The sequence below is a fragment of the Ensifer sp. ZNC0028 genome (assembly GCF_000799055.1).
GTDB lineage: Bacteria > Pseudomonadota > Alphaproteobacteria > Rhizobiales > Rhizobiaceae > Ensifer.
Window position 1 is genome coordinate 1 of sequence record NZ_JTLA01000040.1, and the last position, 24,731, is coordinate 24,731.

At 64.6% G+C, this 24,731-nt stretch carries 21 protein-coding genes; 17 read left to right on the forward strand and 4 right to left on the reverse strand.

Annotated elements, in window-relative coordinates:
• Nucleotides 1-416: cell wall metabolism sensor histidine kinase WalK (locus tag L981_RS10500; protein ID WP_043614970.1), on the forward strand; the 416-nt coding region annotated here is incomplete at its 5' end.
• A 201-nt stretch (nucleotides 417-617) separates the two neighbouring features.
• Complete coding sequence (locus L981_RS10505) at nucleotides 618-1,613, forward strand: DUF535 family protein (protein ID WP_052201721.1); 996 nt, start codon at nucleotides 618-620, stop codon at nucleotides 1,611-1,613.
• A gap of 28 nt (nucleotides 1,614-1,641) precedes the next feature.
• On the opposite strand, the gene L981_RS34455 is transcribed toward L981_RS10505, so the two are convergent.
• Nucleotides 1,642-1,800, reverse strand: a complete 159-nt coding sequence (locus L981_RS34455) for a hypothetical protein (RefSeq protein WP_156134039.1) — start codon at nucleotides 1,798-1,800, stop codon at nucleotides 1,642-1,644.
• Between the two features lie 67 nt (nucleotides 1,801-1,867).
• Here L981_RS34455 and L981_RS10510 point away from each other — a divergent pair, with 67 nt between their 5' ends.
• On the forward strand, nucleotides 1,868-2,281 hold the full coding sequence (locus L981_RS10510; RefSeq protein ID WP_043614973.1) for a GFA family protein: 414 nt from the start codon (nucleotides 1,868-1,870) through the stop codon (nucleotides 2,279-2,281).
• Between the two features lie 55 nt (nucleotides 2,282-2,336).
• Here L981_RS10510 and L981_RS10515 read toward each other — a convergent pair whose 3' ends face one another.
• The 3 genes from L981_RS10515 to L981_RS10525 all read right to left on the reverse strand — a co-directional run bounded on the left by L981_RS10515 (nucleotide 2,337) and on the right by L981_RS10525 (nucleotide 4,656).
• Nucleotides 2,337-2,960 (reverse strand): LysE family translocator, encoded by a 624-nt coding sequence (locus L981_RS10515; RefSeq protein ID WP_043614975.1) that lies wholly within the window; start codon nucleotides 2,958-2,960, stop codon nucleotides 2,337-2,339.
• A gap of 96 nt (nucleotides 2,961-3,056) precedes the next feature.
• The gene (locus L981_RS10520; RefSeq protein WP_043615038.1) at nucleotides 3,057-3,509 is read right to left on the reverse strand and encodes an Lrp/AsnC family transcriptional regulator; all 453 of its coding nucleotides are present in this window, start codon (nucleotides 3,507-3,509) and stop codon (nucleotides 3,057-3,059) included.
• Nucleotides 3,510-3,597: 88 nt separating this feature from the next.
• The gene (locus L981_RS10525; RefSeq protein ID WP_043614977.1) at nucleotides 3,598-4,656 is read right to left on the reverse strand and encodes a LacI family DNA-binding transcriptional regulator; all 1,059 of its coding nucleotides are present in this window, start codon (nucleotides 4,654-4,656) and stop codon (nucleotides 3,598-3,600) included.
• 244 nt (nucleotides 4,657-4,900) lie between these two features.
• Here L981_RS10525 and L981_RS10530 point away from each other — a divergent pair, with 244 nt between their 5' ends.
• From L981_RS10530 to L981_RS10595, 14 genes are all read left to right on the forward strand, one after another.
• On the forward strand, nucleotides 4,901-5,893 hold the full coding sequence (locus L981_RS10530) for an autoinducer 2 ABC transporter substrate-binding protein (protein ID WP_156134040.1): 993 nt from the start codon (nucleotides 4,901-4,903) through the stop codon (nucleotides 5,891-5,893).
• Nucleotides 5,894-6,039: 146 nt separating this feature from the next.
• Complete coding sequence (locus L981_RS10535; protein WP_043614980.1) at nucleotides 6,040-7,554, forward strand: sugar ABC transporter ATP-binding protein; 1,515 nt, start codon at nucleotides 6,040-6,042, stop codon at nucleotides 7,552-7,554.
• Nucleotides 7,547-8,548, forward strand: a complete 1,002-nt coding sequence (locus tag L981_RS10540; protein ID WP_043614982.1) for an ABC transporter permease — start codon at nucleotides 7,547-7,549, stop codon at nucleotides 8,546-8,548. Before L981_RS10535 ends, L981_RS10540 begins: the two co-directional genes overlap by 8 nt.
• On the forward strand, nucleotides 8,545-9,543 hold the full coding sequence (locus L981_RS10545) for an ABC transporter permease (protein ID WP_043614985.1): 999 nt from the start codon (nucleotides 8,545-8,547) through the stop codon (nucleotides 9,541-9,543). The genes L981_RS10540 and L981_RS10545 overlap by 4 nt, the downstream gene beginning before the upstream one ends.
• Nucleotides 9,544-9,545: 2 nt before the next feature.
• Entirely contained in the window at nucleotides 9,546-10,394 is an 849-nt protein-coding gene (locus tag L981_RS10550; protein ID WP_043614988.1) for a sugar phosphate isomerase/epimerase, read from the forward strand.
• Between the two features lie 47 nt (nucleotides 10,395-10,441).
• Nucleotides 10,442-11,911: an FGGY family carbohydrate kinase gene (locus L981_RS10555; RefSeq protein WP_043614991.1), complete on the forward strand. Its 1,470-nt coding sequence runs from the start codon at nucleotides 10,442-10,444 to the stop codon at nucleotides 11,909-11,911.
• Nucleotides 11,908-12,603 (forward strand): class II aldolase/adducin family protein, encoded by a 696-nt coding sequence (locus L981_RS10560; protein ID WP_043614993.1) that lies wholly within the window; start codon nucleotides 11,908-11,910, stop codon nucleotides 12,601-12,603. The genes L981_RS10555 and L981_RS10560 overlap by 4 nt, the downstream gene beginning before the upstream one ends.
• Before the next feature lie 222 nt (nucleotides 12,604-12,825).
• The gene (bcsN, locus tag L981_RS10565; protein WP_043614995.1) at nucleotides 12,826-13,764 is read left to right on the forward strand and encodes a cellulose biosynthesis protein BcsN; all 939 of its coding nucleotides are present in this window, start codon (nucleotides 12,826-12,828) and stop codon (nucleotides 13,762-13,764) included.
• A 109-nt stretch (nucleotides 13,765-13,873) separates the two neighbouring features.
• A complete protein-coding gene (gene bcsA, locus L981_RS10570; protein WP_043614998.1) occupies nucleotides 13,874-16,051 on the forward strand; it encodes a UDP-forming cellulose synthase catalytic subunit in 2,178 nt (725 codons plus the stop codon).
• Nucleotides 16,051-18,378 carry a cellulose biosynthesis cyclic di-GMP-binding regulatory protein BcsB gene (locus tag L981_RS10575; protein ID WP_043615000.1) on the forward strand — a complete coding sequence of 776 codons (2,328 nt, stop codon included), beginning with the start codon at nucleotides 16,051-16,053 and terminating at the stop codon, nucleotides 18,376-18,378. The genes bcsA and L981_RS10575 overlap by 1 nt, the downstream gene beginning before the upstream one ends.
• On the forward strand, nucleotides 18,375-19,424 hold the full coding sequence (locus tag L981_RS10580) for a glycosyl hydrolase family 8 (protein WP_043615002.1): 1,050 nt from the start codon (nucleotides 18,375-18,377) through the stop codon (nucleotides 19,422-19,424). Before L981_RS10575 ends, L981_RS10580 begins: the two co-directional genes overlap by 4 nt.
• A complete protein-coding gene (locus L981_RS10585; RefSeq protein ID WP_043615005.1) occupies nucleotides 19,421-21,604 on the forward strand; it encodes a cellulose synthase in 2,184 nt (727 codons plus the stop codon). The genes L981_RS10580 and L981_RS10585 overlap by 4 nt, the downstream gene beginning before the upstream one ends.
• A 310-nt stretch (nucleotides 21,605-21,914) precedes the next feature.
• Complete coding sequence (locus tag L981_RS10590) at nucleotides 21,915-23,078, forward strand: isovaleryl-CoA dehydrogenase (protein WP_043615007.1); 1,164 nt, start codon at nucleotides 21,915-21,917, stop codon at nucleotides 23,076-23,078.
• Between the two features lie 41 nt (nucleotides 23,079-23,119).
• On the forward strand, nucleotides 23,120-24,727 hold the full coding sequence (locus tag L981_RS10595) for a carboxyl transferase domain-containing protein (protein WP_043615010.1): 1,608 nt from the start codon (nucleotides 23,120-23,122) through the stop codon (nucleotides 24,725-24,727).
• Nucleotides 24,728-24,731 lie beyond the last annotated feature (4 nt).

Below are 24,731 nucleotides of genomic sequence, written 5' to 3' on the forward strand. Positions count from 1 at the left end.
CGAACACCCTGCTTGGCTCGGTTGGCATGTCGGTGGAGGTCGCGCTCGAGCCGGTGCGGGTTTCGGGCGATTCGCAGCGCCTGCGCCAGGCGCTGCTGGCGCTGATCGAAAACGCCACGCGCTACGCCGCAGACGGCCGTGTCCTGCGCTGCGAGACCGGGCGACGGGGTGTCGACGAGGCTTTTGTCCGGATGCTGGACCGTGGTCCCGGTCTTCCGGACGACGTTTCGACCCATTCGATCGACCTGTTCTGGCGCGGCGACGCCTCGCGATCGCGCGCGACGGGCGGAACGGGTCTGGGGCTTTCCGTCGTCCAGGCGATCGCCAAGGCGCATGGCGGACGGCTTGAGTTTGCCGCGCGCGCCGGCGGCGGCGCCGTGATAACGCTCGTCCTGCCGCGGGAACCCGCCCTCTGAGCAACCGGCGTTGCTGCAGCAGCGTTGCGCAATTTTTCGTTTCTTGTCCGGCCGGACTTTCGACGCGTCACCATCCTTGCGCGTGTATGGAACCGGTGTGCAATTGCCCACCGGTTCTCCGCAAATCCTTGACAGTGCCCGGGCAAACCTGAGCTCGGCCGAGTCCTTCGGCCAGCAGCGTTTGCACTCAAGGATAGCACCATGTCCCTGGAATTCAGGCAGGAATACAGCGCGGATCTGCGGTTGCCGGTCGACGGCAAGGCATTCATCGGCGAGCCGCTGGCGCCTTCGGGCCGGTCGGTTTCTGCGCCCGTCGTCGGTGAAAATTCAGGGGAGAAAACGTCGCTCACCGGCCATGTGCTCAAGCTCGGCCTGAGAGTGAGCCTGAAGCGCGCAGTCGTCTTTTCCATGCGGTTTGCGCGCCATCCGCTCCTGACATCGCGCTGGATCGGCTTTCTTGGAGATTTCTCCGAGCGCTACCGACTGGGCTTGCCGCATGACGACCTTGTGCGCAAATCGATCCCGACATTCTTCCTGCACGGCGCGTCGTCGGCTGCGAGGCTCGACCTGCTGCTCAATCACTTCGATGTCGCAAGCGAGGTTCTGTCGCGTCGATCGCTGATGGCGCTCTGGCGCGGCAGTACCCTGGAGATGGGCACGGTTTCCGGTCGCAGCGAAAATTATCGCATCCAGCTGCAACTGGCCGATCATAGCGGCGCCCGCCACGAGGGAGCTTTCGCAATCCGGCTGCGCCGGCAGAGCGACGGCTACGCGCTCTGCACCGTCGGCTTCGTCTTCGTGCGGTGCGAGGGAGACAGCTATAGTCTCGCCATCGGCGGAATGCAGGGGCCGAAGGGCGAAGAGGCTAAGCGAGCGCTGATCACGGCAACACGCGATCTCGGCGGGCTTCGGCCCAAGGATGCGGCCCTGCTCGTCCTCAACGGCCTGGTGACGGAAGGCCAGGCCGGGCACGTCTTCGCGGTTTCGAACGACAGGCACGTCATCAACCGCCGCCGGCTCAAGCGGCGCCGGATGATGCGCGCCGACCTCGATGCCTATTGGTGCGATCGCGGCGGTGTGCCGGCCGAGCCTTTCGGCTTCAGTCTGCCGATCGGCGACGATCAGGCGGCCCGCGACGGCAACAGGCGCGATCAGAGCAAACGCGCGTTTCGTGATATCGGCGCGTGGTTTTACTGAGCCGGTGCCGGCATGTAAGCTGCCGCGATTACGGGATCTTCGTGAAGTCCATCTCGAAGGCGCCGGAGACGATCCGGTCCTTCGGCATTGGCCCGGTTGCAGACGGGCGCACACCATCCTCGGCCATTGCCTCGCCTGCGATGCCGCCGAAAACCACAAGGGCAGATATCGCCCGAACTGCACGCACGGATGCCTCCAATTTGGTCGCGGATGTTTATACTGGCGCCGATTCGAAGCCACAACTGGAGGTAAGTATGACGCGGTCCGTTGCCAAGAGGCTCAAGCCGCACACGGGCGGATGCCTTTGCGGAGCAATCCGGTTCGAGGCGCAAGGGACAGCCGGCAAGCCGCATACGTGTTCGTGCAAGATGTGCCAGCGCCATTCGGGCGCCTTGACCCTGGCGTGGGTCGAATTTCCGAGCGAAGCCGTGACCTGGACCGGACCGGGCGGCGCGCCATCGGTTTATCGTTCCTCTGATTATTCGAGCCGCGCCTTCTGCCCGGCTTGCGGCAGCAGTCTCGGCGCGATCGACGATGCGCCGGTGGTTGCCCTTCTGCTCGGCGCGTTCGACAAGACGAGTGCAGTCGATCTGATCCCGAAGAGCCACAGCTATCGCACTGCCCGACCCAAGTGGTGGCACGTGGAGGCGGTAAAGCCCGCGACCTGACGCTTAGGGGCCGAAAGTGATTGACGCAGCCGGTAAAGGGCTGCGTCAACAGGCGTTAGAGCAGCCCCTTCGCGGCGGCGCCGATGGCAATCATGCCGAAGGCGATCAGGACCAACCCCGAAATGCGCGATACCCAGACGACGAAGCTGTCGGGCAGTCGCGACCGGGCGATCGCTACACCGCCGCTTAGGAAAAACCACCAGCCGAGCGATCCCAGGAAGACGCCCAGGACCACGACGGCAGCACTGACCGCGTCGCCCGCTTCGGCAAGGCCGAGGCCAGCGAAGATCGCGGCAAAGGAAAGGATCGTCGCCGGGCTCGTCATCGTCAGGAAAAAGGTGGCGATGGTCGTGCGAATGAGATCGCGTCCACCGACATCGGCCGCCGCCGTCACCGGCTTCGGCCGCAATCCACTCCAGCCGAGCCAGATCATGAACAGTCCGCCGGCAAGGCCGAGCGGCATGGCGATGATCGAAAGCACGGCGGCAAAGGCGGCAAAACCGATTGCCGCAAGGGCCGCATAGGTGGCATCGGCGGCGGCCGTTCCGAGGCCGCCGGCCACGCCCGCCCAGAAGCCGCGCTCCAGCGTGCGGTTGATGCAGAGCGCCCCAATGGGGCCCAAAGGGGCTGCGACCGCGAGGCCGACGAGCAGGCTTTTTCCAAATAGCAATGTGGACATGGCATAGGGCTCCGGCCGTGGCATGGTCGTACCGATCCGCTTGAAGGACGGTGCCTGCCCGGCAAAACAAAAAAGTTGCAGCAGTTTGCGCGTCCGTCAGGCGCGCGGCGCGATCGTCGTCAGGCTTTCCCGCACGGTCGACAGAGCGATCACCGTTTCGCTTCGCGCCAGGAACCGCCGTTGCTTCATTTCGGCAAGGAACGGCTCGAGCTCACTGAGCGACGGCATCCGCACCTTGACGCAATAGGACCAGGCGCCGGTGACATGGTGGCATTCCGCCACGGCGGGATGGCCGGCCATGAAGCCGCGGAACGCTTCCTCGTCCGCGTCCGGCGCAAGGCCGACCCAGACGAAGGCGAGTACGTCGAGGCCGAGCGCGCGATGATCGACCTCGACGGTGAAATTTCGGATCACGCCATTGGCGACGAGCCGGCGAATGCGTTCGTTGACGGCCGACGGCGACAACTCCACCGCAGCACCGATATCGGTCAGCGATCGCCGCGCATCGTCAGCGAGAATTTCGACGATTTTTCTGTCAACGTCATCCATGGCCAATGAATACGATGATTCTAATGTAATGTACAGAGGATTTTTCTGTTTTATATCGTGGTAGCCGCGGAATCGGTGGTGTTCTGGGCTATTCGATGTCTTTCAACGCGTCGAGCGGGCCTGTCAGCGCCGTGCGCGGCTGCACCAGCTCGGGCTGGATCAGGTGAATGCGCGGCTGCGGCCGGGCTTCCTCGATGACGTCGAAGGCCTTGGTGATCATGCCCTCGACGTCCTGGCGGATCATGATGACCGGGAAGGGCAGGAAGGACGCGAAGGGGTCGTAATCGTAACAGCCGACGACCAGGTCGGCGAAATTCTCGTGCGGGTGACCGGCCATGAAGCGCAGCAGGCCTTCGAAGTTGATCGACGAGTTGACGAAGAGGCCGCGCGGCAGCTTGCCGTGCTTCTCGTAGAAGGCCTCGAAGGCGAGGCGGGCATTGTTCGGCGCATAGCCCGTCGGCTGGATGCATTCGTCCGGATCGGCGCCGAGCAGTTCGCTTTTGACGGCGCGGAAACCGCGGATACGCTCGCGGCTGGCGTGGTCGTTGCGGCCGCCAAAGAGGTAGAGTTCATGCGGTGCAAGCGGACCGGCGGCCTGGAAGTGGCGGATGATCGCTTCCGTCAGCATGCGCCCGCCCTCGTAGTTGTCGCTGATGACGGAGGGCACCTTGGTGCCGGGCAGGTCGATATTGATGTGCTTGAGGCCGGCCGCCTCGCAGACCTCGTGCACGCCGTCGGGGTCGGTCGCGCCGCAGATGAACAGCTCGTCGATCGAATAGGAGATGAGCGTTTCGGCGGTCTTGCGCTCTTCCTCCGGATCGCGGCTGGCGCTGACGACAATCGGGCATTGGCCCTTGCTTCGGACATGCGCCTCGAAGGTTTGCGCCATCGACGAAAAGTAGCGGTTGTCATGGATCGGAAGCAGCAGGCCGATCAGGCCGGAGCGCGAGCTGCGCAACCCGCGCGCCTGGCGGTTGGCCGTGTACTGGTGGGTCTCGGCCAAGCTGCGGATCAGTTCCGCGGTGCTTTCCTTGATCCGGCGCTTCTGCCAAGTGCCGTTCAGAACCGCACTTACGGTTGAAGGCGAGCTCCCCGACAACACCGACAGGTCGTAGATCGTCGCTTTCTTCTTGCTGCTGCTGGCCATCGTTTTCTCCCCTCGTGGTTTTAGTGCCGATTTCCCCTTGACGAAAGATTAAGTCTGCACAATAGTTCTTGCACCATCGATTGTGCAAACAAGAAATATCGATTGTGCAAATTTGATGGTGTCGTCTGAGGAGGCGGCGTTTCAGGGAGGCGAGGAACACTTCGCCAGTGATGATTTGAAACTGGAGGCCGGCGCCGAGGCGACCGGGCGCGTTCCCTTGATGGGAACGAGTGGAGGAGAGAACATGATCAGGAAAATTCTCGTCGCCGCCCTGGCGACATCGCTGGCGCTTGCGAGTTCGGCGGCCGCCTTTGCGCAGGATGCCGGCAAGGTCGGCGTCGTCGTCAAGATCGGCGGCATTCCGTGGTTCAACGCCATGGAGGCCGGCATCAAGGAGCGCGGCCAGAAGCTCGGTATCGACGCCTTCATGGTCGGCCCGACCAGCGCCGACCCGGCGCTGCAGGTGCGCGCCATCGAGGATCTTATCGCCCAAGGCGTGAAGGTTATCGGTGTGGTGCCGAACGACGCCAAGGTGCTGGAGCCGGTGCTGACCAAGGCCAAGGAAAAAGGCATCATCGTCATTACCCATGAATCGCCGAGCCAGAAGGGTGCCGACTGGGACTTCGAGCTCGCATCCTCGACCGGTTTCGGTGAGGCGCATGGCAAGCTGCTGGCCGAAAAGATGGGCGGCAAGGGCGAATATGCCGTCTTCGTCGGTTCGCTGACTGTGCCGCTGCACAATGCCTGGGCCGATGCCGCGATCGCCTACATCAAGAAGAACCATCCGGATATGACGCTGGTCGGCGATCGCTATGGCGTGGCCGAAGACGTCGACAAGAGCCGGTCGACCGCGCTCGACCTGATCTCTGCTCATCCGAACCTGAAAGGCTTCCTTGCCTTCGGCAGCCAGGGCCCGATCGGCGCCGGCCGCGCCGTCGAGGAACGACGCAAGGTCGGCGAGATCTTCGTGCTCGGTCCCTTCTCGCCCGGCCAGGGCCAGAAGCTGGTGAAGGCCGACGCGATCTCCGGCGGCTTCATGTGGAATCCGAAACAGGCCGGCGAAGTCTTCGTCACGCTTGCCGACAAGCTGATGAAGGGCGAAGAGGTCAAGGACGGTGACGAGATCGAAGGTCTCGGCAAGGTCAAGCCGGACTTCGAAAACCGCAACATCATCGTTGACCAGCTCGTACCGATCAACAAGGACACGGTCGCGGACCTCGCGGCCATGGGCCTCTGAAAACCCGAATTTAAGGGTTCTCCCGGCTGCTGGGCCGGCTTCGGTCGGCCTGGCAAGTCCCTCAACCGTACTGGAGCCGGATGAGGAAAGATGTTTGCGGTTCTGCCCGCATCCTGCTCGGACTTAACGTGATTTAGGGGCAGTCCATGCACCAGCTTGCGACCGCGGGAGGAGGCGAGACGCCGCTTCTGGCCCTGCGCGATATCAACATGACGTTTGGTGGGGTTCGCGCGCTCAAGAATGTGAGCTTCGACGTCCGCCCGGGCGAGGTTCATTGCCTTGCCGGCGAAAACGGCTGCGGCAAGAGCACGCTGATCAAGATCATCACTGGCGTTTACCGCCCCGCCGACGGCGCCTCGATCGAGTTCGATGGCGAAACCTATTCCCACATGTCGCCGGTGACCGCGCAGGACCATGGCATCCAGGTGATCTGGCAGGACCTGGCGCTGTTTCCCGAGATGAGCGTCGCCGAAAACATCGCCTTCCAGACCGTGCTCGGCCGCTGGCCGAAACTTGTCGATTATGGCCGGATGCGCCAGATCGCCACCGACGCGCTCGCCCGTCTTGGCGTGACACTCGATGTCGACCTGCCGCTCAAGGAATATGCGATTGCCCAGCGTCAGATCGTGGCGATCGCCCGGGCGCTGGTCGGCGAAGCGAGGCTCGTCTTCATGGACGAGCCGACCGCGTCGCTGACGCAGTCGGAAACCGATCATCTGCTCGATATCGTTCGCGGGCTCTCCGCCTCCGGCGTTGCCGTCGTCTTCGTCAGCCACCGGCTTGCCGAGGTCTTGGAAATTTCAAGCCGCATCACCGTCTTGCGCGATGGTGCCTTGGTCGGCGTCTATCCTGCCACCGGCATGACCCAATCGCGCATCACCGAACTGATGACCGGCAAGACCTTCGACCAGCAGGTGCGCGCGAGACCCCGTGATGGCCAACCCGTTGTGCTCGACGTGAAGGGCCTTTCCCGCCCGGGCCAGTTCGAGGATATCTCGCTCTCGGTCAGGCGCGGCGAAACGCTTGGGATTACCGGCCTGCTCGGCGCCGGGCGCACCGAACTGGCGCTGACGCTCTTCGGCATGCTGAAGCCGGCATCCGGCACCATTGCGCTTGAAGGCAAGCCGGTCCGCTTTTCCTCCAACCGCGATGCGATTGCGGCGGGTGTCGCCTATCTCTCGGAGGACCGGCTGTCGCTCGGCCTCATCCAGCCGCAGTCGATTGCCGACAACCTCGTCATCAGCTCGCTCGACAAGATCCTTTCGGGCGGTCTGCTTTCCGAGGATCGCAAGCGCAGCCTTGTCGGTCGCTGGATCGCCGATCTCGGCGTCAAGATCGGGCTGCAGCAGGATGCGATCTCCACGCTTTCCGGCGGCAACCAGCAGCGCGTGGCGATCGCCAAGTGGCTGGCAACCGATCCGAAGTTGCTGATCCTCGACGCCCCGACTGTCGGCGTCGATGTTGGCGCGCGTGCCGGCATCTTCGACATCGTCGCGCGGCTTGCCGAGACCGGACTTGCGATCATCCTCATCTCCGACGAGGTGCCGGAGGTCTACTTCAACGCCGATCGCGTGCTGCACATGGCGCAGGGCCGCATCGTCGGCAGCTATGATCCGCGCAGCGCTTCGCTCTCCGAGATCGAAGGAGCGGTCTATGCGTAGCTTCGTCCGCACCCACGCGACGGAAGTGTCGCTGCTTGCCGTCATCATCGCGATCAGCGCCGTACTCTCGGTCTCGACCGCCAACTTCTTCTCGCTCGGCAACGCCTTTGACCTGCTGAACATCAGCTCGGTCAACATCATCTTCGCCGTCGGGCTGCTCGTCGTGCTCATCGCCGGCGGCATCGACATTTCCTTCGCCGTCGCCGCGTCCGTCGTTCAGTACGGCACTGCGATCGCACTTGGCTGGATCGGTGGTGGCGGCTGGGTCTCGGGGCTGTTGATCGCCGGATCCATCGGCATCCTGCTTGGCGCCATCAACGCCTTCCTGATCCACCGCTTCCGGGTCATCTCGATCGTCGCGACGATCTCCACCTTCAACATCTACTTCGGCCTGTTGATGTTCTTCACCAAGGGCGTGTCGATCTATGATCTGCCGGACTGGCTGACGGACCGCGTCATCCTGTTTGAACACGAGATGCCGGACGGGACCTGGATCGAGATCACCCTGCCGGTGCTGGTGATGGTCGTCTGCGTCATCGCCACCTGGGTGCTGATCACCCGCACCACCACCGGCCGCCAGCTCTATGCCTTCGGCGACAATCCCGAGGGTGCGCGCCGATTCGGCATCAATATCGGCGCCATGCAGTTCATCGCCTTCGGTTGGCTCGGTCTGATGGCCGGGATCGGCGGGCTCATCCAGGCGCACTATGCGCAGGAGGTGGTGCCGAACGCGCTCTATGGTCGCGAACTCGACGTGCTTGCGGCGGTCGTCCTTGGCGGCGCGCGGCTTGGCGGCGGCAAGGGCTCGGTGCTCGGCTGCGTGCTCGGCGTGCTCCTGATCTCGATCACCCAGAACGGCCTCAACCTGATGGGCGTCTCGCCCTTCGCCTTCAAGATGATCATCGGTGCCATCATCCTCGTGGCGATCACGCTCTCCAACACCCGCATCGAAAGGCTTCTGCCTTTCGTCAGCCAGAAAGGAGCCGGACGATGAGCGCGATTGTCGACCGCGTGAAGACCTTCATCGGCCCGGAGATGGCCGGGCCGGGGCTGGCTTTTCTCGCCGTGATGCTGGTCTTCGGCACCGCCTCGCCGCAGTTCCTCAGCGCAGCCACCTTCGGCTCCGTCGCCTTCCAGCTTCCGGAGCTTGGCCTGCTGACGCTCGCCATGCTGCTGCCGATCCTGACCGGCGGGCTCAATCTTGCGATCACCTTCACGGCCAACATCGCTGGGCTGACGCTTGCCTGGGTGCTGCAGGCAAACGGCGGTGTGGAGGCAGGCCCGGGCGCCTTCCTGCTCGGTTCGGTGCTCGCCATTCTCGTTGGCGCGGCAAGTGGCGTGGTCATGGGGCTGGTGATCGCCTTTACCCGCGCGCATCCGATCCTCGTCTCGCTGTCGATGATGATCTTCCTGCGTGGCCTCGGCGAGTTCCTGACGCGTGGCGGCGACGTCTCGGGCTTCCCGTCCTTCCTCGGCCCGCTCGGCCACGGGTCGTTTCTCGGCGTGCCGATCCCGCTCGTCGTCTTCATCGTCTGCGTGCTCGCCTGGCACGTGCTGCTCACCCGCACCAAGCTCGGTTTCAACACCTACATGATCGGCTCCAATCTCGAGGCGACGCGATATTCCGGCATCAACACTCGTAAGGTGATCGTGCTCGTCTATGCGCTCTCCGGCGCCATGTGTGCAATTGCCGGGATCATCATGCTGGCGCGCTTTAACTCCGTGCGCATCGGCCACGGCGAAAGCTACCTGTTGATCACGGTGCTCGCCTGCTTCCTCGGCGGCGTCAATCCGTTCGGCGGCTTCGGGCGGGTCATTCCGGTCTTCGTCGCCCTGGTGGTGCTGCAGCTTCTCTCCTCCGGCCTCAACCTCGTCGGGGCCAACCAGCATCTGGCGACCGCCGTCTGGGGATTGCTGCTCGCCGGCGTCATGGTGCTGCGCTTCATCGCCACCAAATTCAAGATTTCATTTGTCAGAAAGGAAACATGACCATGCAGGGTTTTGGCGTCCATACGAGCATGTGGACCATGAATTGGGATCGCCCGGGTGCCGAGCGCGCCGTTGCGGCGGCGGTGAAATACGGCGTCGACTTCATCGAGATCCCGATGCTCAATCCGCCGGCGGTCGATACCGCCCACACCAAGGCGCTGCTTGAGAAACACAAGCTGCGTGCCGTCTGCTCGCTCGGCCTGCCGGAGCGCGCCTGGGCGTCCGTTCGCCCGGATGCCGCGATCGAGCATCTGAAGGTGGCGATCGACAAGACGGCCGATCTCGGCGGTGAGGCACTGTCCGGCGTCATCTATGGCGGCATCGGCGAGCGCACTGGCGTGCCGCCGACCGAAGCCGAATACGACAACATTGCCCGTGTGTTGCAGGCCGCCGCCAAGCACGCGAAGACGCGTGGCATCGAGCTCGGCGTCGAGGCGGTCAACCGCTACGAGAACCACCTGATCAACACCGGCTGGCAGGCGGTCGATATGATCAAGCGGGTCGGCGCCGACAACGTCTTCGTCCACCTCGACACCTACCACATGAACATCGAGGAAAAGGGCATCGGCACCGGCATTCTCGATGCCCGCGACTTCATCAAATACATTCACCTGTCCGAAAGCGATCGCGGCACGCCCGGCTACGGCAACTGCGCCTGGGATGAGATTTTCGCGACGCTGGCCGCGATCGGTTTCAAGGGCGGTCTCGCGATGGAAAGCTTCATCAACATGCCGCCGGAAGTCGCCTATGGCCTCGCCGTCTGGCGGCCGGTCGCCAGGGACGAGGAGGAAGTCATGGGCAACGGCCTGCCGTTCCTAAGGAACAAGGCGAGGCAATACGGATTGATCTAGGCGGGCGCGCTTTCGGCGCCGTCTCGATCAGGACGGAGGGTTGCAGCATGGCAGTTTCAGCGGATGCGGACACGGGGACGGTTGCCGTCCTTGACGTCGGCAAGACCAATGTGAAGCTGAACGCGGTCACACCAGACGGTTTCGTCCTGGAAACGCTGAGCATCGCCAACCCGGTGCTGCCAGGCCCGCCCTGGCGGCATCACGATCTCGAAAGCCTCGGCGAATGGATCTTCGCCAGTCTCGCCGATCTCGGTCGCCGCCATCCGCTGCAAACCTTCGTTGCCGCCGGTCACGGGTCCGGCGGCGTGCTCGTCGGCGATGACCCGGATATGGCCGGCGGCGCGGCTCTGCCGATGATCGATTACGAGCAGCCGGTGCCGGAGAAAATCCAGCTCGGCTACGCGCCGCTCTCCGGCTCGTTTTTCGATCGCGGCAGCGCGACGATGCACAGCGCCACCCACCAGGCGCGCCAACTCTACTGGATGCAAGAGCATGCGCCAGACGCCGTCGCGGCCGCGCGCTGGTATCTCGGCCTGCCGCAATATTGGGCGTGGCGGCTGTCGGGCGTTGCCGCATCCGAGGCGAGCCTGCTTGGCGCGCAATCGCATCTCTGGAATGTCGCCGACCGCCGCTTCGCGCCCATTGTCGGGAGACGCGGCTGGCGGAGCCTGATGCCGGATTTTGCCGATGCCTGGCAGGTCCTCGGCTCCGCTCGTCCCGCGCTTGTCCGGCGCCACGGATTGCCGGAAGGCTTGCACGTGCTTACGGGCGGCCACGACAGCAGCCTCAACCATTATCGCTATCACGCCGGCGGGCTCGGCGATTTCATCGTCGTTTCGACCGGGACCTGGATCGTCGGCTTTTCCGGCCGCACGGCCCTTGACCGGCTCGACGAGCACCGTGGCATGACGCTGAACAGCGACGTCTTCGGGCGCCCGCTTGGCGGTGTGCTCACCATGGGCGGCCGCGAGTTCTCCCATGTGGCGGGCCGCGAACCGCCGGGCGCTGCGGTGCCTGACGACGTCGTTCTCGGTCTGATCGCCAAGCGCACCATGGCGCTGCCGTCCTTCGGCGACGATGATGGCCTCTTTCCCGGAAGTGCCGGTCGCGGTCGTATCAGCGGGCCGCCGCCGGAAACGCCGATCGAACGCAAGGCGCTGGCGCTACTCTATTGCGCGCTTCTGACGGCGGAGTGTGTGGAAGCGCTGGGGCCGGGGCCGCTGGTCGTACTCGACGGAAGCTTTCTTCGCGATCCGCTCTATGCCCGTCTCGTCGCCGCACTCATGCCGAACCGGCGGGTGCGCTACAATCTCGATGCCTATGGCGTAGCCTCCGGCGCCGCGCTGCTTGCAAATGAGGGCCGGCGCCAGCGCCCGGCGCGGCTTTCGCTCGCCGATCCCGGCGACGTGTCTCACCTCTCGCCTGCTGTCGCCGTCTATGCGTCGCAATGGCGAGCCCGCGCCCGGGCCGGGCACAACAATGGTTTCAGTCGCGACTTCGAAAGGACATATCGATGACCAAAGCCGACATTCTGTCGCTCCGCCGCGAGATGGTGGACATCTGCCGCCGCATGAACTCGAACGGTATCAACCAGGGCACGGCGGGCAACATTTCTGTTCGCACCGAGACGGGTTTCCTGATCACGCCGTCGTCGCTGCCCTATGAGACGATGCAGCCCGAAGACCTGGTCGAAATGGATTTCGACGGTACCTACGCAGGTCTTCGCCCGTCGTCCGAATGGCGTTTCCACCGCGATATTCTGCGGGAGCGCACCGATATCAACGTCGTGCTGCATTGCCATTCGGTCTATGCGACCACGCTTGCCTGCCACCACAAGACCATTCCAAGCTTCCACTACATGACTGGCATTGCCGGCGGCACCACGATCCGCTGCGCGGAATATGCGACCTTCGGCACCCAAGCGCTGTCCGACAATGCGCTGGTGGCGTTGAAGGACCGCACCGCCTGCCTGCTTGGCCAGCACGGCCAGATCTCGCTTGGCAAGACTCTCGAGTCTGCCCTGTGGCTGGCAATCGAAATCGAGACCCTGTCGCGCATGTATGTGCAGGCGCTGACGCTCGGTGAACCGCCTGTTTTGCCCGACGAAGAGATGGAGCGCGTCATCGCCCAGATGCGCCGCATGAGCTACGGGCAGGCCCCGGATGACGAGGGCGTCAACGATCTCGCCCGCCCGCGCGAGGCGGTTTGAGGTCGTCCGGGGGCGTGTCGCTGAAGAGCGCCGGTGCCACTTGAAACAATCGATTTTCAGGGGATGAAACTGCGCGCTTGTGCCCGGTGGCATCTCTGCCCCCATACTTCGCGGGTTTGCGAAATGGGGTGAATCAACTAATGCTCAGCCATGATGCAACGATATCTGAGTCGGAGATTCGGCACGTCGGAGAGACGGCTGCGCCCTGCACACGGCTTACGCGTGGCTGCAGTGTCGCTGGTGGCCGCGACCGTGCTGTCGGGCTGCAACACGCGCCAGGACGTCGGCACGCCGACCGGTAGCATCATGGTTCCCTCGGAAAACGCGCTGATCCTGCCGCCGCCCGGCGGACCTGCAGTGCTGAACGTCGTCGAACGGCGCAGCACCAACGCGATCGAGCAGGATATCTATCTTTACACTTCGGCGGCGACCCCGGGTCAGAACCTGCTGCGGGCCAAGTTCTTCGGCCCGATGAACGCCAAATTCGACCAGCAGTCGCGCTCGAACTATGCCGGCGTGCGCGACAACAAGATGATGGCCGAGGCGCGCCGGGCGCTGCCCGGCGTTTCGCTGTCGCTCAACCCATACTTCCTGCAGAACAATTACGGCCCGTTCGGCTATGCCTTCGGCCAGGGCCGAGGGAACGACGCCTGCATCTTTGCCTGGCAGCAGATCCGCCAGGCGGAGAACCACCGCTCGCCGCTCAAGGGCTACGGCACGATCCAGGTGCGGCTGCGCTATTGCGCGGCAGGCGCCAGCGAGACCGAGCTTCTGGCCCCGGTCTACGGCTACACGATCACCGGCACCTTCGGCGATCCAGCCTGGAACCCCTATGGCGCCCCGCCGCCGCTGGAGGCGGGCCTCGGTCGAACCGGAAGCCCGATTTATCGCAAGGAAGAGGCAGCGCCCGACAGCGCGCCGGCAGTGGTCATCAGGCGCCAGGCGCAGCCGGTGGCGCGACGTGAGGTCACCAGCGTCCCGGCCCGCGTCGAGCAGCCTGTTGTCGCGCCCACCGCGGTGACGGCGATCCCGGTTCCGCAACCGGACGGGACCGTCTCGGTGCCGCAGGCGCAGGCGGAAACCACGGCGAAAACCTTGCCGAACGTGATCGTGCCGGCTCCGGCGTGTGCAGGGCAGCAGACCGGAGGAGCCTGCCCTTAATCGACCGCTAACCATCCTTTGTTATGGGCTGGTGTCGGTAGGGGAGACTCGGTCGAATATGGGTCGGGCAATACCAGTGGCATGATGCCGAACGCTGGAAGGCAAATGTATGAGCAGGATCGGATCGGTTGCGGCTTGGGCGTTTTTTTCGCTTTGCGTGATGGCGGTCATCACGCTGCCGGTGAACCTCCAGACGCAGCTCATCGTCAGCGTTCTCATCGTTACCTTCATGGCCGTGCTGAAGCTTGCCAATGCCGGTGGCCGCTGGCGGCTGATCGCGCTCGCCTTCGGTACGGCGATCGTGCTGCGCTATGTCTATTGGCGCACGACGAGCACGCTGCCGCCACTCAACCAGCTTGAAAACTTCATTCCGGGCTTCCTGCTCTATCTCGCTGAAATGTACAGCGTGATGATGCTGTCGCTCAGCCTGTTCGTGGTGGCGATGCCGTTGCCGCCGCGCAAAGCGAGCTCGATTTCTCCTGGCAAGTTTCCGAAGGTCGACGTCTTCGTGCCGTCCTACAACGAGGACGCGGGCCTGCTCGCCAATACGTTGGCGGCCGCCAAGGCGATGGATTATCCGGCCGACAAGCTGACGGTCTGGCTGCTCGACGACGGCGGCACGCTGCAGAAGCGCAATTCGGCAAACCTCGTCGAAGCGCAGCGCGCATCCGCCCGCAATGCGGAACTGCAGGCGCTTTGCGACGATCTCGGCGTGCGCTATCTCACGCGCGAGCGCAACGAGCACGCCAAGGCCGGCAACCTCAACAACGGCATGCTGCACTCCGACGGCGAGCTGATCGCGGTCTTCGACGCCGACCACGCGCCGGCGCGCGACTTCCTGCTGGAGACCGTGGGCTATTTCGAGCAGGACCCGAAGCTGTTCCTGGTGCAGACGCCGCACTTCTTCCTCAACCCGGACCCGCTCGAGCGCAACCTGCGCACCTTCGAGAAGATGCCGAGCGAGAACGAGATGTTCTACGGCATCATCCAGCGCGGTCTCGACAAGTGGAATGCCGCCTTCTTCTGCGGCTCGGCCGCCGTTCTGCGCCGCAAGGCGCTGGAAGATACCGAAGGCTTCAGCGGCATGAGCATCACCGAGGATTGCGAAACGGCGCTGGCGCTGCATGGGCGCGGCTGGAACAGCATCTATGTCGACCGTCCGCTGATCGCCGGCCTGCAGCCAGCGACCTTCGCCAGCTTCATCGGCCAGCGCAGCCGCTGGGCGCAGGGGATGATGCAGATCCTCATCTTCCGCTTCCCGCTGTTCAAGGGCGGCCTGTCGATCCCGCAGCGGCTTTGCTATATGTCGTCGACGCTGTTCTGGCTGTTCCCGATCCCGCGGACGATTTTCCTTTTCGCACCGCTCTTCTATCTGTTCTTCGACCTTGAGATCTTCACGGCGTCTGGCGGCGAGTTCCTCGCCTATACGCTGGCCTACATGGTCGTGAACCTGATGATGCAGAACTATCTCTACGGCTCGTTCCGCTGGCCCTGGATCTCCGAACTCTACGAGTTCGCCCAGACGGTGCATCTGCTGCCGGCGGTCATCTCGGTGCTGCTGCGGCCGAGCCGGCCGACCTTCAAGGTGACGGCAAAGGATGAATCGATCCTCGAAAGCCGGCTCTCCGAGATCGCCCGGCCGTTCTTCGTCATCTTCGCGGTGCTTTTCGTTGCCCTGCTGATGACGGTCTACCGGGTCTACACCGAGCCCTACAAGGCAGACGTGACGCTCGTCGTCGGCGGCTGGAACCTCCTGAACCTGATCATGGCCGGCTGCGTGCTCGGTGTCGTCTCCGAGCGCGGCGAACGGGCAGCCTCCCGGCGCGTCAAGGTCAGCCGCCGCTGCGAGTTCGGAGTTGCCGACAAATGGTATCCGGCAACGATCGAGGACGTTTCGGCCAACGGCGCGCGGGTCCAGGTCTATGGCATCGATGCATCGACGATGCCGACCGACACCGAGGGCGGCATCCGCTTCGAGCCCTACAGCGGCAGCGGCGGGGCCGAAACACTGCCGGTCGCGATCAGGAACAAGGAGATTGCCGGCGATATTACCGTCATCGGCTGCCGCTACCTGCCGCAGGTCGCTCGCCATCACGGTCTGGTCGCAGACCTGATCTTTGCCAATTCGCGGCAATGGAGCGAGTTTCAAAGCGCGCGGCGCGGTAATCCGGGCCTTGTGCGCGGAACGCTCTGGTTCCTCTGGCTGGCGCTCTATCAGACGAGCCGCGGCATGATCTATTTCCTTCGCAGCCTACGCGGCTCCGAGGCACAGAAGGAAGGTGCTTGATGCTCAGGCGCCTCGTTCTCCCGGCCCTCTTGCTTGCCAGCCTTACAACCGGCGTGTCCGCGCAGCCATCGCCCTTCGACATGTCCGGCGAGCGGCCGGCGGATGCCCCGATCCTGCAGCCGCCGGCAGATGCCGGAAAGAACACCGGGCCGGCAGAGCCCATCGTCACGCTCAAGCCGCCGGACGACTTCAAACGCTTCATCATTCCGTTCAGCGCGTTGTCGCTGACCGGCGAGGTCGATGAGCGCACCTGGTCCGTCTATCTGACGCCGGCACAGGCGCAATCTGCTGCCTCGCTCAACTTCGCCTATCAGAACGCAATCGTCGTTGCGCCGGAAGCGTCGACACTGTCGATTTTCGTCAACGGCGAGCTGGCCGGCGAAAAGGCGATCGGCTCGGCGGAGGCGGCCACGCCGCTGAGCTACGACCTGAAGCCCGGGCTGCTGCGTGCCGGCTCAAACGACATTCGCGTCAAGGTTCGCCAGCGCCACCGCACGGACTGCACGGTCGAATCGACCTATGAGCTGTGGACCGAGATCGCGCCGGAATCGGCCTTCATCCGCTTTGCCTCCGGCGATAGCGCGACGCTTTCCAGCCTTGACGACGTGCGCGCCGTCGGTCTCGATGCGCGCGGCCGGACACAGTTCAACCTGGTCGTTCCCGGCCTCCAGCAGCCGAGCCGTACCGCGGCGCTGATGCGGCTTGCGCAAGGTTTGGCGCTGCGCGGACAGATGCCCGCCCAGGAATTCGCTCTCAGCGAGACCATGCCTGAACTCGCAAAACCCGGGCAGATGACGGCACTCGTCGGCACGGCCGAGGAAGTGACGCCTTTCCTCGAACGCCCGCCGGAAGGCGCGTCGAGCGGTCCGGTCGCTATGTTCGTGCGTGACGGCAAGACGAAGTCGTCGGTGCTGGTGATCAGCGGTCCGGACTGGTCCGCGGTTCAGGAGGCGATCGAGGGGATCACGCAGCCCATGGACCGCCCGAGCAACGTGCCGCGCGACGTCATCGCCACCGGGCGCTGGCAGCTGCCGGAGACGCCGCTGGTCGTGACGCATGCGCGCCTGCGCTTCTCCGAACTTGGGGTCGAGACCAGCGAATTTACGGGCCGGCGCTTTCGCACGCGTTTTTCCGTCGCCGTGCCGTCGGATTTCTATGCCGATGCCTATGGCGACGCGACGCTTTTGCTCGACGCCGCCTACACGGAAGCCGTGCTTCCGGGCAGCCACATCGACATCTACATCAACGGCAACATCGCATCGACGATCCCGCTGAATTCGGCCAACGGCGACATTCTGCGCCACCTGCCGATCAAGGTAACGATGCGGCATTTCAAACCCGGTCCGAACCTGATCGAGATCGAGGCCGTGCTCTCCGCCGAGCCAGACAAGTCCTGCGCGCCGGGAACGCCTGCTTCCAACGATCCGCGCTTCGCGCTCTTCGATACGTCTGAATTGCGGATGCCGGATTTCGCGCGCATCGGCCGCCGGCCGAATATCGCCGCGATTTCGGGTGCTGCCGCCCCCTATCGCAGCGATAGCGCCGCCGTTCCGCTTTTCCTCGATCGTGCCGACGAAGACACGCTGTCGGCCGCCGCGACCTTCCTTGCCCGCCTGGCCGTTGCCGGCGGCAGGCCGCTGTTGATGGAGGTGATCACATCGCCGCTTGCGGCTGGCAGCCGCAATGCGATCTTCATCGGCGCCATGCCGCAGCTGCCGAAGACGGTGCTGACGCAGGTCGGTATCGATCCTGCCCGGCAGATGTCCTGGGGCAATGCGGAGGACACCGGCCGTCCTGACGACACGCAGAAGGCCATCGACGAGTGGCGCACGCGCTTGAGCGGCGGCGCCTGGCGCACCCAGGTCACGGGGTTCCAGACCTGGGTGAAGCAGGAGTTCGACATTTCGCTGAGCTCGCTGCGCATCCTGCCCGAAGCGCAAGCCGCCTATGTTCCGCCGGAAAGCGCCGGCCTGGTGATCGCGCAAGGGGCCAACCCGAGCGATGACGCGACCTGGACGCTGCTGACGGCGCCAACCGGCAAGCGCCTGCGCGAGGGCACGGCGGCGATCGCCGACGTCACGCGCTGGCAGCAGCTTGCCGGACGGGTCTCGGCCTATGAGCCGGCGACGGACAAGATCGAGGCGACGCCGGTCGCCGGCTTCGATTTCGTCCAGACGCAGCCGCCGTCGCTCACCAACTACCGCCTGATCTTTGCCAACTGGCTGTCCAGCAACATTATGGTCTATGCTCTGCTCTTGATCGTGCTGTCGGTGCTTCTGGGGCTGGCGACATCCTCGATGCTAACCCGCCTGGGGCGGCGCCAATGAGGTGGCGGACCGCGCTTCTCGCCGGATTGCTTGCGCTGCTGCTGCCGATGGCAGCCGGCGCCGATGAACAGGGGGGCTCGGTGAAGGCTGGCGAATGGGACCAGTACAAGGCGCGGTTCCTCGATTCTGGTGGCCGGATCATCGACGACGCCAATGGCAATGTCAGCCATAGCGAGGGTCAGGGCTATGGCCTGCTGCTCGCCGTGCTCGCCGAAAACCCGGCCGACTTCGCGCTGATCTGGTCGTTCACGCGCCGCGAGCTGTTGCTGCGGGACGATGGATTGGCGGCCTGGAAGTGGAGTGCCACCGAAACACCGCACATTATCGACATCAACAATGCCACCGACGGCGATATCCTGATCGCCTATGCGCTGGTGCTTGCCGGTGAACGCTGGAAGCGGGAAGACTATCTGCAGGCGGCGTCGCGGATCGCCAAGGCCATCCTCGACAACACCCTGCTCGACCATGGCGGACGAACCTTGCTGTTGCCCGGCGTTACGGGCTTCGGCACGACCGATCGTCCCGATGGCCCGGTCGTCAATCCGTCCTATTGGATCTTCGAGGCTTTTCCGGCCCTTGATCGGGTGGCGCCGTCGCCGCGCTGGAAGGCGCTCTCGGATGACGGGCTGGCCTTGATCAATGCTTTGCAATCAGGCCCGAGAAAGATGCCGGCCGACTGGGTCAGCCTGCGTACGATGCCGAAGCCGGCCCAGGGCTTTCCGGCCGAGTTCGGCTACAATGCCTTGCGGATCCCGCTCTACCTCGCCCGGGCCGACATGGGTGGCCGCGATCTGATGGTGCGGCTGCGGGCGGGAATGGCCGGTGACAACGACGCATTGGTCCTCAGCGACGTCTCCACGGGGGCGGTTCAAACCAGCCTCACGGACCCCGGTTATCGATTTGTTAACCATATTCTGGCCTGTGTCTTGGATAGGGTCCCGATACCCGACAGCGTCAAGGTGTTCAGCCCGACGCAATATTACCCTTCCACGCTGCACCTGTTGGGGTTGTCTTACGTGAGGGAGAAGCGTCCGGAGTGTCTATGAAGTCCTCAATCGTTGCCATTGCCGCTGTGATGACTACGGCGATCGGGGTTGCCGGACTGACGGATGGCGGCTTCTTGCGCCAGGACAACAAGAAACTCGGCAGCTTGGCCGGCGAGAGCCAGGAGGCGCCCGCCGTCGGCAGCAGCGCCGGCCAGGGCGCGCGCGGTGCCGCGCCGCAATTTACCGAGGTGGCCCAGGCCGACAGGCCGTCAGAGGCAACGCAAAGCGCAAGCAAGCCGCAGTCGGTCGTCGACGAATCGGCGCTTCGCTACTTTGCCGCCAAGGGCGACACGGCGCGCCTGCAGGCGGAAATCTCGCGCCTGCGCTCGCTTTATCCCGACTGGGTTCCGCCCGCAGATCCGCTGGCCGTGCCGCGCAACAACGACGTCGCCCTCGAAGCCATGTGGCGGCTCTATTCTGAAGGCCGCTACGCCGAAGTGCGCAAGGCGATCGCCGAGCGTCAGGCGAAGGAGGCCGCCTGGCAGCCGCCGTCGGACCTGCTTGAGCGCCTCAATGTGGCCGAGGCCCGCGCACGGCTGGTGAACGCCGCCGAGCTCAAGCAGTATGAAACCGTGATTTCGATTGCTGCGAGCACGCCGAGCCTTCTGACCTGCTCGGAAGTCGATGTGCTCTGGCATGTGGCGCAGGCCTTTGCCGAGACCAAGCGGCCGGAGCGGGCCCGCGATGCCTATCTCTATGTGCTGAAGAGCTGCGACGACGCGCCGGAACGGCTCGCGACCGTGCAGAAGGCTGCTGCGGTGCTGCCCTACGCGACGCTGCAGGATCTGCTCGCGCTGGAGCGCACCACGCCCGAGGGCGTGCCGGAGTTCGAAAGCATCCGCGACGATCTCGCTCGGCGCTTCGTTGCCGAAGGCGACGGAGACAAGACGCTCGCGGTTGATCCCAAGTATGTCCAGCGCGTCGAAAAGCTGGCCGAGACCGGCGGCACGGCAAGCGACGCATTGCTGCTCGGCTGGTATCAGCTGCGCCGCGACAATATGAGCGCCGCCGAGCAATGGTTCCGGCGCGCCCACGACAAGGAAGACAGCGCTTCGGCCGCGCAGGGCCTGGCGCTGACGCTGATCGCGCGCAAGGCACCGCTCGAGGCTGAGGCCGTGCTCTATCCGTGGCGCGACAGCTCGCCCGACGCGCTTGCGACCTATTTCGCGGCGACGGCCAATCTGCTGGCCATCGATCCGCCGGTCGCCCTCGATGCCGCCGTGCTGGCGCGGATCGCGCAGGAAACGACCAAGGCCCGCGAGCCGGCGACGGCCCAGCAGTTCGGCTGGTATGCGCGCGCCCTCAACCAGCCGGCAACCGCCGCACAGTGGTTTGCAACGGCGCTGCGCTGGAAGCCGGACGACGAGCCATCGGCCTATGGCCTCGCGCTCAGCCGCGACCAGTTGAACGACAAGGATGGCGTCGTCGAAATCCAGCATTTGTGGTCGGGCCGCTCCGAACGCATCGCCCGGCTTGGCGAAGTCAAGGAGAAACTCGACGAAGTCAGCCGCGCGCCGCTTCCGACCGCCGAGGTGCAGCAGCGGACGCAACAGCAGTCGGCTGCGCGCACCACCGTCGTCACCGAGGTGGTCGAGCAACCCGTCGCTCAGAGGCCGCGCACGGGCGGTGTTGTCCAGAAATCGGTGCGCAGCGGCGCTGGCTGCCGCACCACCATCAATCCCGCCGGCATGGCGCCGCAGGCGGCGCTCGCGCGCGGCTGGTGCCTGATGGACCTCAACCGTCCGCTGGAAGCCGCAGAAGCCTTCGAAGTCGCCTTGCAGGCACCTGCGTCGCAGATCCGCGAAGACGCTGCCTATGGCCAGAGCCTGGCCTATCTGCGCGCCGGTCTCACCAACAAAGCGGCGGTGTCGGCGACGAAGTCGACGCAGAGCCGCGGGCGGGTCGACGAGCTGCAGACGGCGATCCTCGCCGACCGTGCCATTGCCGCCTTCAATGCCAATCGCTACCGCGAGGCGATCCTGTTTCTCGATCAGCTCGGGCAGATTTCGCAGCGCCGCCAGGACCTGATGGTGCTGCGCGGCTACGCTTACATGAACCTCAAGTACCACGCGGAAGCGCGGCGCATCTTCGAAGCGCTTGCCGCCACCGGCAATCGCGACGCGATGCAGGGTCTTGCGGCCGTCGACGCCAGCCAGGAAATCTGGCCGAACAAGAACTGATCGTCGATCCCGCGACGTCACGGCGCCTCTTATCGCCGTACCACGAGTGCAACGCCCACCGCCGGACTCGGCGCGAGGGCGCGCCAACCCGTTCGCGCACAGGATGCAATCGGCGGGCGCCTCCGCATTTGCATATCGTGCTTGGCTTTGCCCCTCTTTGGAAGGAAATTAGCGAAACGCGGTGCTATCGTCCGGCCATGTCGCGGCGCTGATATCATTGCATTCGCCGCGATCCGCGTAGAGGATGGAGCGTTATCGGCCGGCCGCTGTGGGAGGAGACCGCACTGGCCGGAACGGTGGGAGGATAGACATGTTTCAGGGCGGATTGAGCTTCGCGCTTGGCGAGGACATCGACGCGTTGCGCGAGAGCGTGCGGCGCTTCGCAACGGACCGTATCGCGCCTTTGGCGGACGAGACCGATCGCAACAACGCCTTTCCGATGCCGCTCTGGCGCGAGATGGGCGAGCTTGGTCTGCTCGGCATCACTGCCGGCGAGGAGCATGGCGGCGCTGCCATGGGCTATCTCGCCCATTGCGTGGCGATGGAAGAGATCAGCCGCGCATCGGCCTCGATCGGCCTCAGCTACGGCGCCCATTCCAATCTCTGCGTCAACCAGATCAACCGCAACGGCAACGACGACCAGAAGGCGCGTTACCTGCCGAAGCTGATTTCCGGCGAGTATGTTGGCGCGCTGGCGATGTCGGAGCCCGGCGCCGGTTCCGACGTCGTGTCGATGACGCTGAAGGCCGATAAGCGTGGCGACCGCTATGTGCTTAACGGCAACAAGATGTGGATCACCAACGGCCCGGATGCCGACGTGCTCGTCGTCTACGCCAAGACCGATCCGGCCGCCGGCCCGCGCGGCATCACCGCCTTTCTCGTCGAGAGGGGCTATGCCGGCTTTTCGACCGGCCAGAAGCTCGACAAGCTCGGCATGCGCGGCTCCAACACCTGCGAACTGATCTTCAAGGACTGCGAAGTGCCGGAAGAAAATGTGCTCGGCAGCATCGGCGGCGGCGTGCGCGTGCTGATGTCGGGGCTCGACTATGAGCGCGTCGTGCTGTCGGCCGGGCCGCTCGGCATCATGGCCGCTTGCCTCGATGTGGTCGTCCCCTATCTGCATGAGCGCAAGCAGTTCGGCCAGGCGATCGGCGAGTTTCAGCTGATGCAGGGCAAGCTCGCCGACATGTATGTGACGGCGAATGCGGCGCGCGCCTATGTCTATGCGGTGGCGGCCGCCTGCGATCGCGGCGAGACGACGCGCAAGGATGCGGCTGGCTGCATTCTCTATGCGGCCGAAAAGGCGACGGCGCTGGCGCTCGAGGCAATCCAGGCGCTCGGCGGCAACGGCTACACCAACGACTACCCGGCGGGCCGCCTGCTGCGCGACGCCAAGCTCTATGAGATCGGCGCCGGCACCAGCGAGATCCGCCGCATGCTGATCGGGCGGGAGCTGTTTACCGAGACGCGGTAGCCGCCAACTGAAACGGCCGAACTCGATCGAAAGAGGACTTGATGACCGTTCTGAAATCTCACATTTCTCCGTCCTCCGATACGTTCAAGGCAAACCAGGCGGCCATGGCGGAGGCGATCGCGACTGTCGAAGACGCGGTGAAGGTGGCGGCCGCCGGTGGTGGCGACACGGCGCGCGAACGCCATGTCAGCCGCGGCAAGCTCCTGCCGCGCGATCGCGTCGCCAACCTCATCGATCCGGCGACGCCCTTCCTCGAAGTCGGCATGACGGCGGCGCACGGCATGTATAACGGCGACGCGCCGGCGGCCGGGCTGATCACCGGCATCGGCCGGGTTTCGGGCCGGGAATGCATGATCGTCTGCAACGATCCGACCGTCAAAGGCGGCACCTACTATCCGCTGACGGTGAAGAAGCACCTGCGCGCACAGGAAATCGCCGCGGAAAACAATCTGCCCTGCATCTACCTCGTCGATTCCGGTGGCGCCAACCTGCCGAACCAGGACGAGGTCTTCCCGGACCGGGATCACTTCGGCCGGATCTTCTATAACCAGGCCAACATGTCGGCCGCCGGCATCCCGCAGATCGCCGTGGTGATGGGCTCTTGTACGGCCGGTGGCGCCTATGTGCCGGCCATGTCGGACGAGACGATCATCGTCGAAGGCCAGGGCACGATCTTTCTCGCCGGGCCGCCGCTCGTGCGCGCCGCGACAGGCGAGGTCGTGTCGGCGGAGGATCTCGGCGGCGCCGACGTGCACACGCGCCTCTCCGGGGTGGCCGATCATCTGGCGCGCGACGACGCCCATGCGCTGGCGCTTGCGCGCCGGGCTGTTTCGGCACTCAACCGGCATAAGCCTTTGACGGTCGAACTCACGACACCGGAGCCGCCGCTCTATGATCCGCAGGAAATCGCCGGCATCGTGCCGTCCGACCTGCGCACGCCCTATGATATCCGCGAGGTGATCGCCCGCACCGTCGACGGTTCTCGCTTCGACGAGTTCAAGGCGCGCTACGGCACGACGCTCGTCTGCGGCTTCGCCCATGTGCACGGCATTCCGGTCGGCATCATCGCCAACAACGGGGTGCTGTTTTCGGAATCGGCGTTGAAGGGCGCGCATTTCGTCGAGCTCTGCGCCCAGCGCAAGATCCCGCTGGTCTTCCTGCAGAACATCACCGGCTTCATGGTCGGGCGGAAATATGAAACCGAAGGCATCGCCAAGCATGGGGCCAAGCTGGTGACGGCGGTGGCGACGGCGCGGGTGCCGAAGGTGACGATGCTGGTCGGCGGCTCGTTCGGGGCCGGCAATTACGGCATGTGCGGCCGGGCGTTTTCGCCGCGGTTCCTGTGGACCTGGCCGAACAGCCGCATCTCGGTCATGGGCGGCGAACAGGCGGCCGGCGTGTTGACGACCGTCCGCAGCGAAGCGCTGAAGCGGGCCGGCACGCCCTGGAACGACGAGGACGAGGCGCGTTTCCGCCAGCCCATCCTCGATCTCTTCGAGCGCCAGAGCCATCCGCTCTATGCCTCGGCCAGACTTTGGGACGACGGCGTCGTCGATCCGCGCAAGACGCGCGACGTGCTCGGCCTGTCGCTGTCGGCGGCGCTGAATGCGCCGATCGAAGACACGCGCTTCGGCCTCTTCAGGATGTAGGAAC

What these genes read in the sequence shown, in the direction of transcription:
- L981_RS10510 (WP_043614973.1), top strand. Translation starts at nt 1,868, where the DNA reads ATGACGCGGTCCGTTGCCAAGAGGCTCAAGCCGCACACGGGCGGATGC.
- L981_RS10540 (WP_043614982.1), top strand. Translation starts at nt 7,547, where the DNA reads ATGCGTAGCTTCGTCCGCACCCACGCGACGGAAGTGTCGCTGCTTGCC.
- L981_RS10545 (WP_043614985.1), top strand. Translation starts at nt 8,545, where the DNA reads ATGAGCGCGATTGTCGACCGCGTGAAGACCTTCATCGGCCCGGAGATG.
- L981_RS10585 (WP_043615005.1), top strand. Translation starts at nt 19,421, where the DNA reads ATGAAGTCCTCAATCGTTGCCATTGCCGCTGTGATGACTACGGCGATC.
- L981_RS10535 (WP_043614980.1), top strand. Translation starts at nt 6,040, where the DNA reads ATGCACCAGCTTGCGACCGCGGGAGGAGGCGAGACGCCGCTTCTGGCC.
- L981_RS10575 (WP_043615000.1), top strand. Translation starts at nt 16,051, where the DNA reads ATGCTCAGGCGCCTCGTTCTCCCGGCCCTCTTGCTTGCCAGCCTTACA.
- L981_RS10525 (WP_043614977.1), bottom strand. Translation starts at nt 4,656, where the DNA reads ATGGCCAGCAGCAGCAAGAAGAAAGCGACGATCTACGACCTGTCGGTG.
- L981_RS10550 (WP_043614988.1), top strand. Translation starts at nt 9,546, where the DNA reads ATGCAGGGTTTTGGCGTCCATACGAGCATGTGGACCATGAATTGGGAT.
- L981_RS10590 (WP_043615007.1), top strand. Translation starts at nt 21,915, where the DNA reads ATGTTTCAGGGCGGATTGAGCTTCGCGCTTGGCGAGGACATCGACGCG.
- L981_RS10505 (WP_052201721.1), top strand. Translation starts at nt 618, where the DNA reads ATGTCCCTGGAATTCAGGCAGGAATACAGCGCGGATCTGCGGTTGCCG.
- L981_RS10555 (WP_043614991.1), top strand. Translation starts at nt 10,442, where the DNA reads ATGGCAGTTTCAGCGGATGCGGACACGGGGACGGTTGCCGTCCTTGAC.
- L981_RS10520 (WP_043615038.1), bottom strand. Translation starts at nt 3,509, where the DNA reads ATGGATGACGTTGACAGAAAAATCGTCGAAATTCTCGCTGACGATGCG.
- L981_RS10530 (WP_156134040.1), top strand. Translation starts at nt 4,901, where the DNA reads ATGATCAGGAAAATTCTCGTCGCCGCCCTGGCGACATCGCTGGCGCTT.
- L981_RS10515 (WP_043614975.1), bottom strand. Translation starts at nt 2,960, where the DNA reads ATGTCCACATTGCTATTTGGAAAAAGCCTGCTCGTCGGCCTCGCGGTC.
- bcsA (WP_043614998.1), top strand. Translation starts at nt 13,874, where the DNA reads ATGAGCAGGATCGGATCGGTTGCGGCTTGGGCGTTTTTTTCGCTTTGC.
- L981_RS10580 (WP_043615002.1), top strand. Translation starts at nt 18,375, where the DNA reads ATGAGGTGGCGGACCGCGCTTCTCGCCGGATTGCTTGCGCTGCTGCTG.
- L981_RS10595 (WP_043615010.1), top strand. Translation starts at nt 23,120, where the DNA reads ATGACCGTTCTGAAATCTCACATTTCTCCGTCCTCCGATACGTTCAAG.
- L981_RS10560 (WP_043614993.1), top strand. Translation starts at nt 11,908, where the DNA reads ATGACCAAAGCCGACATTCTGTCGCTCCGCCGCGAGATGGTGGACATC.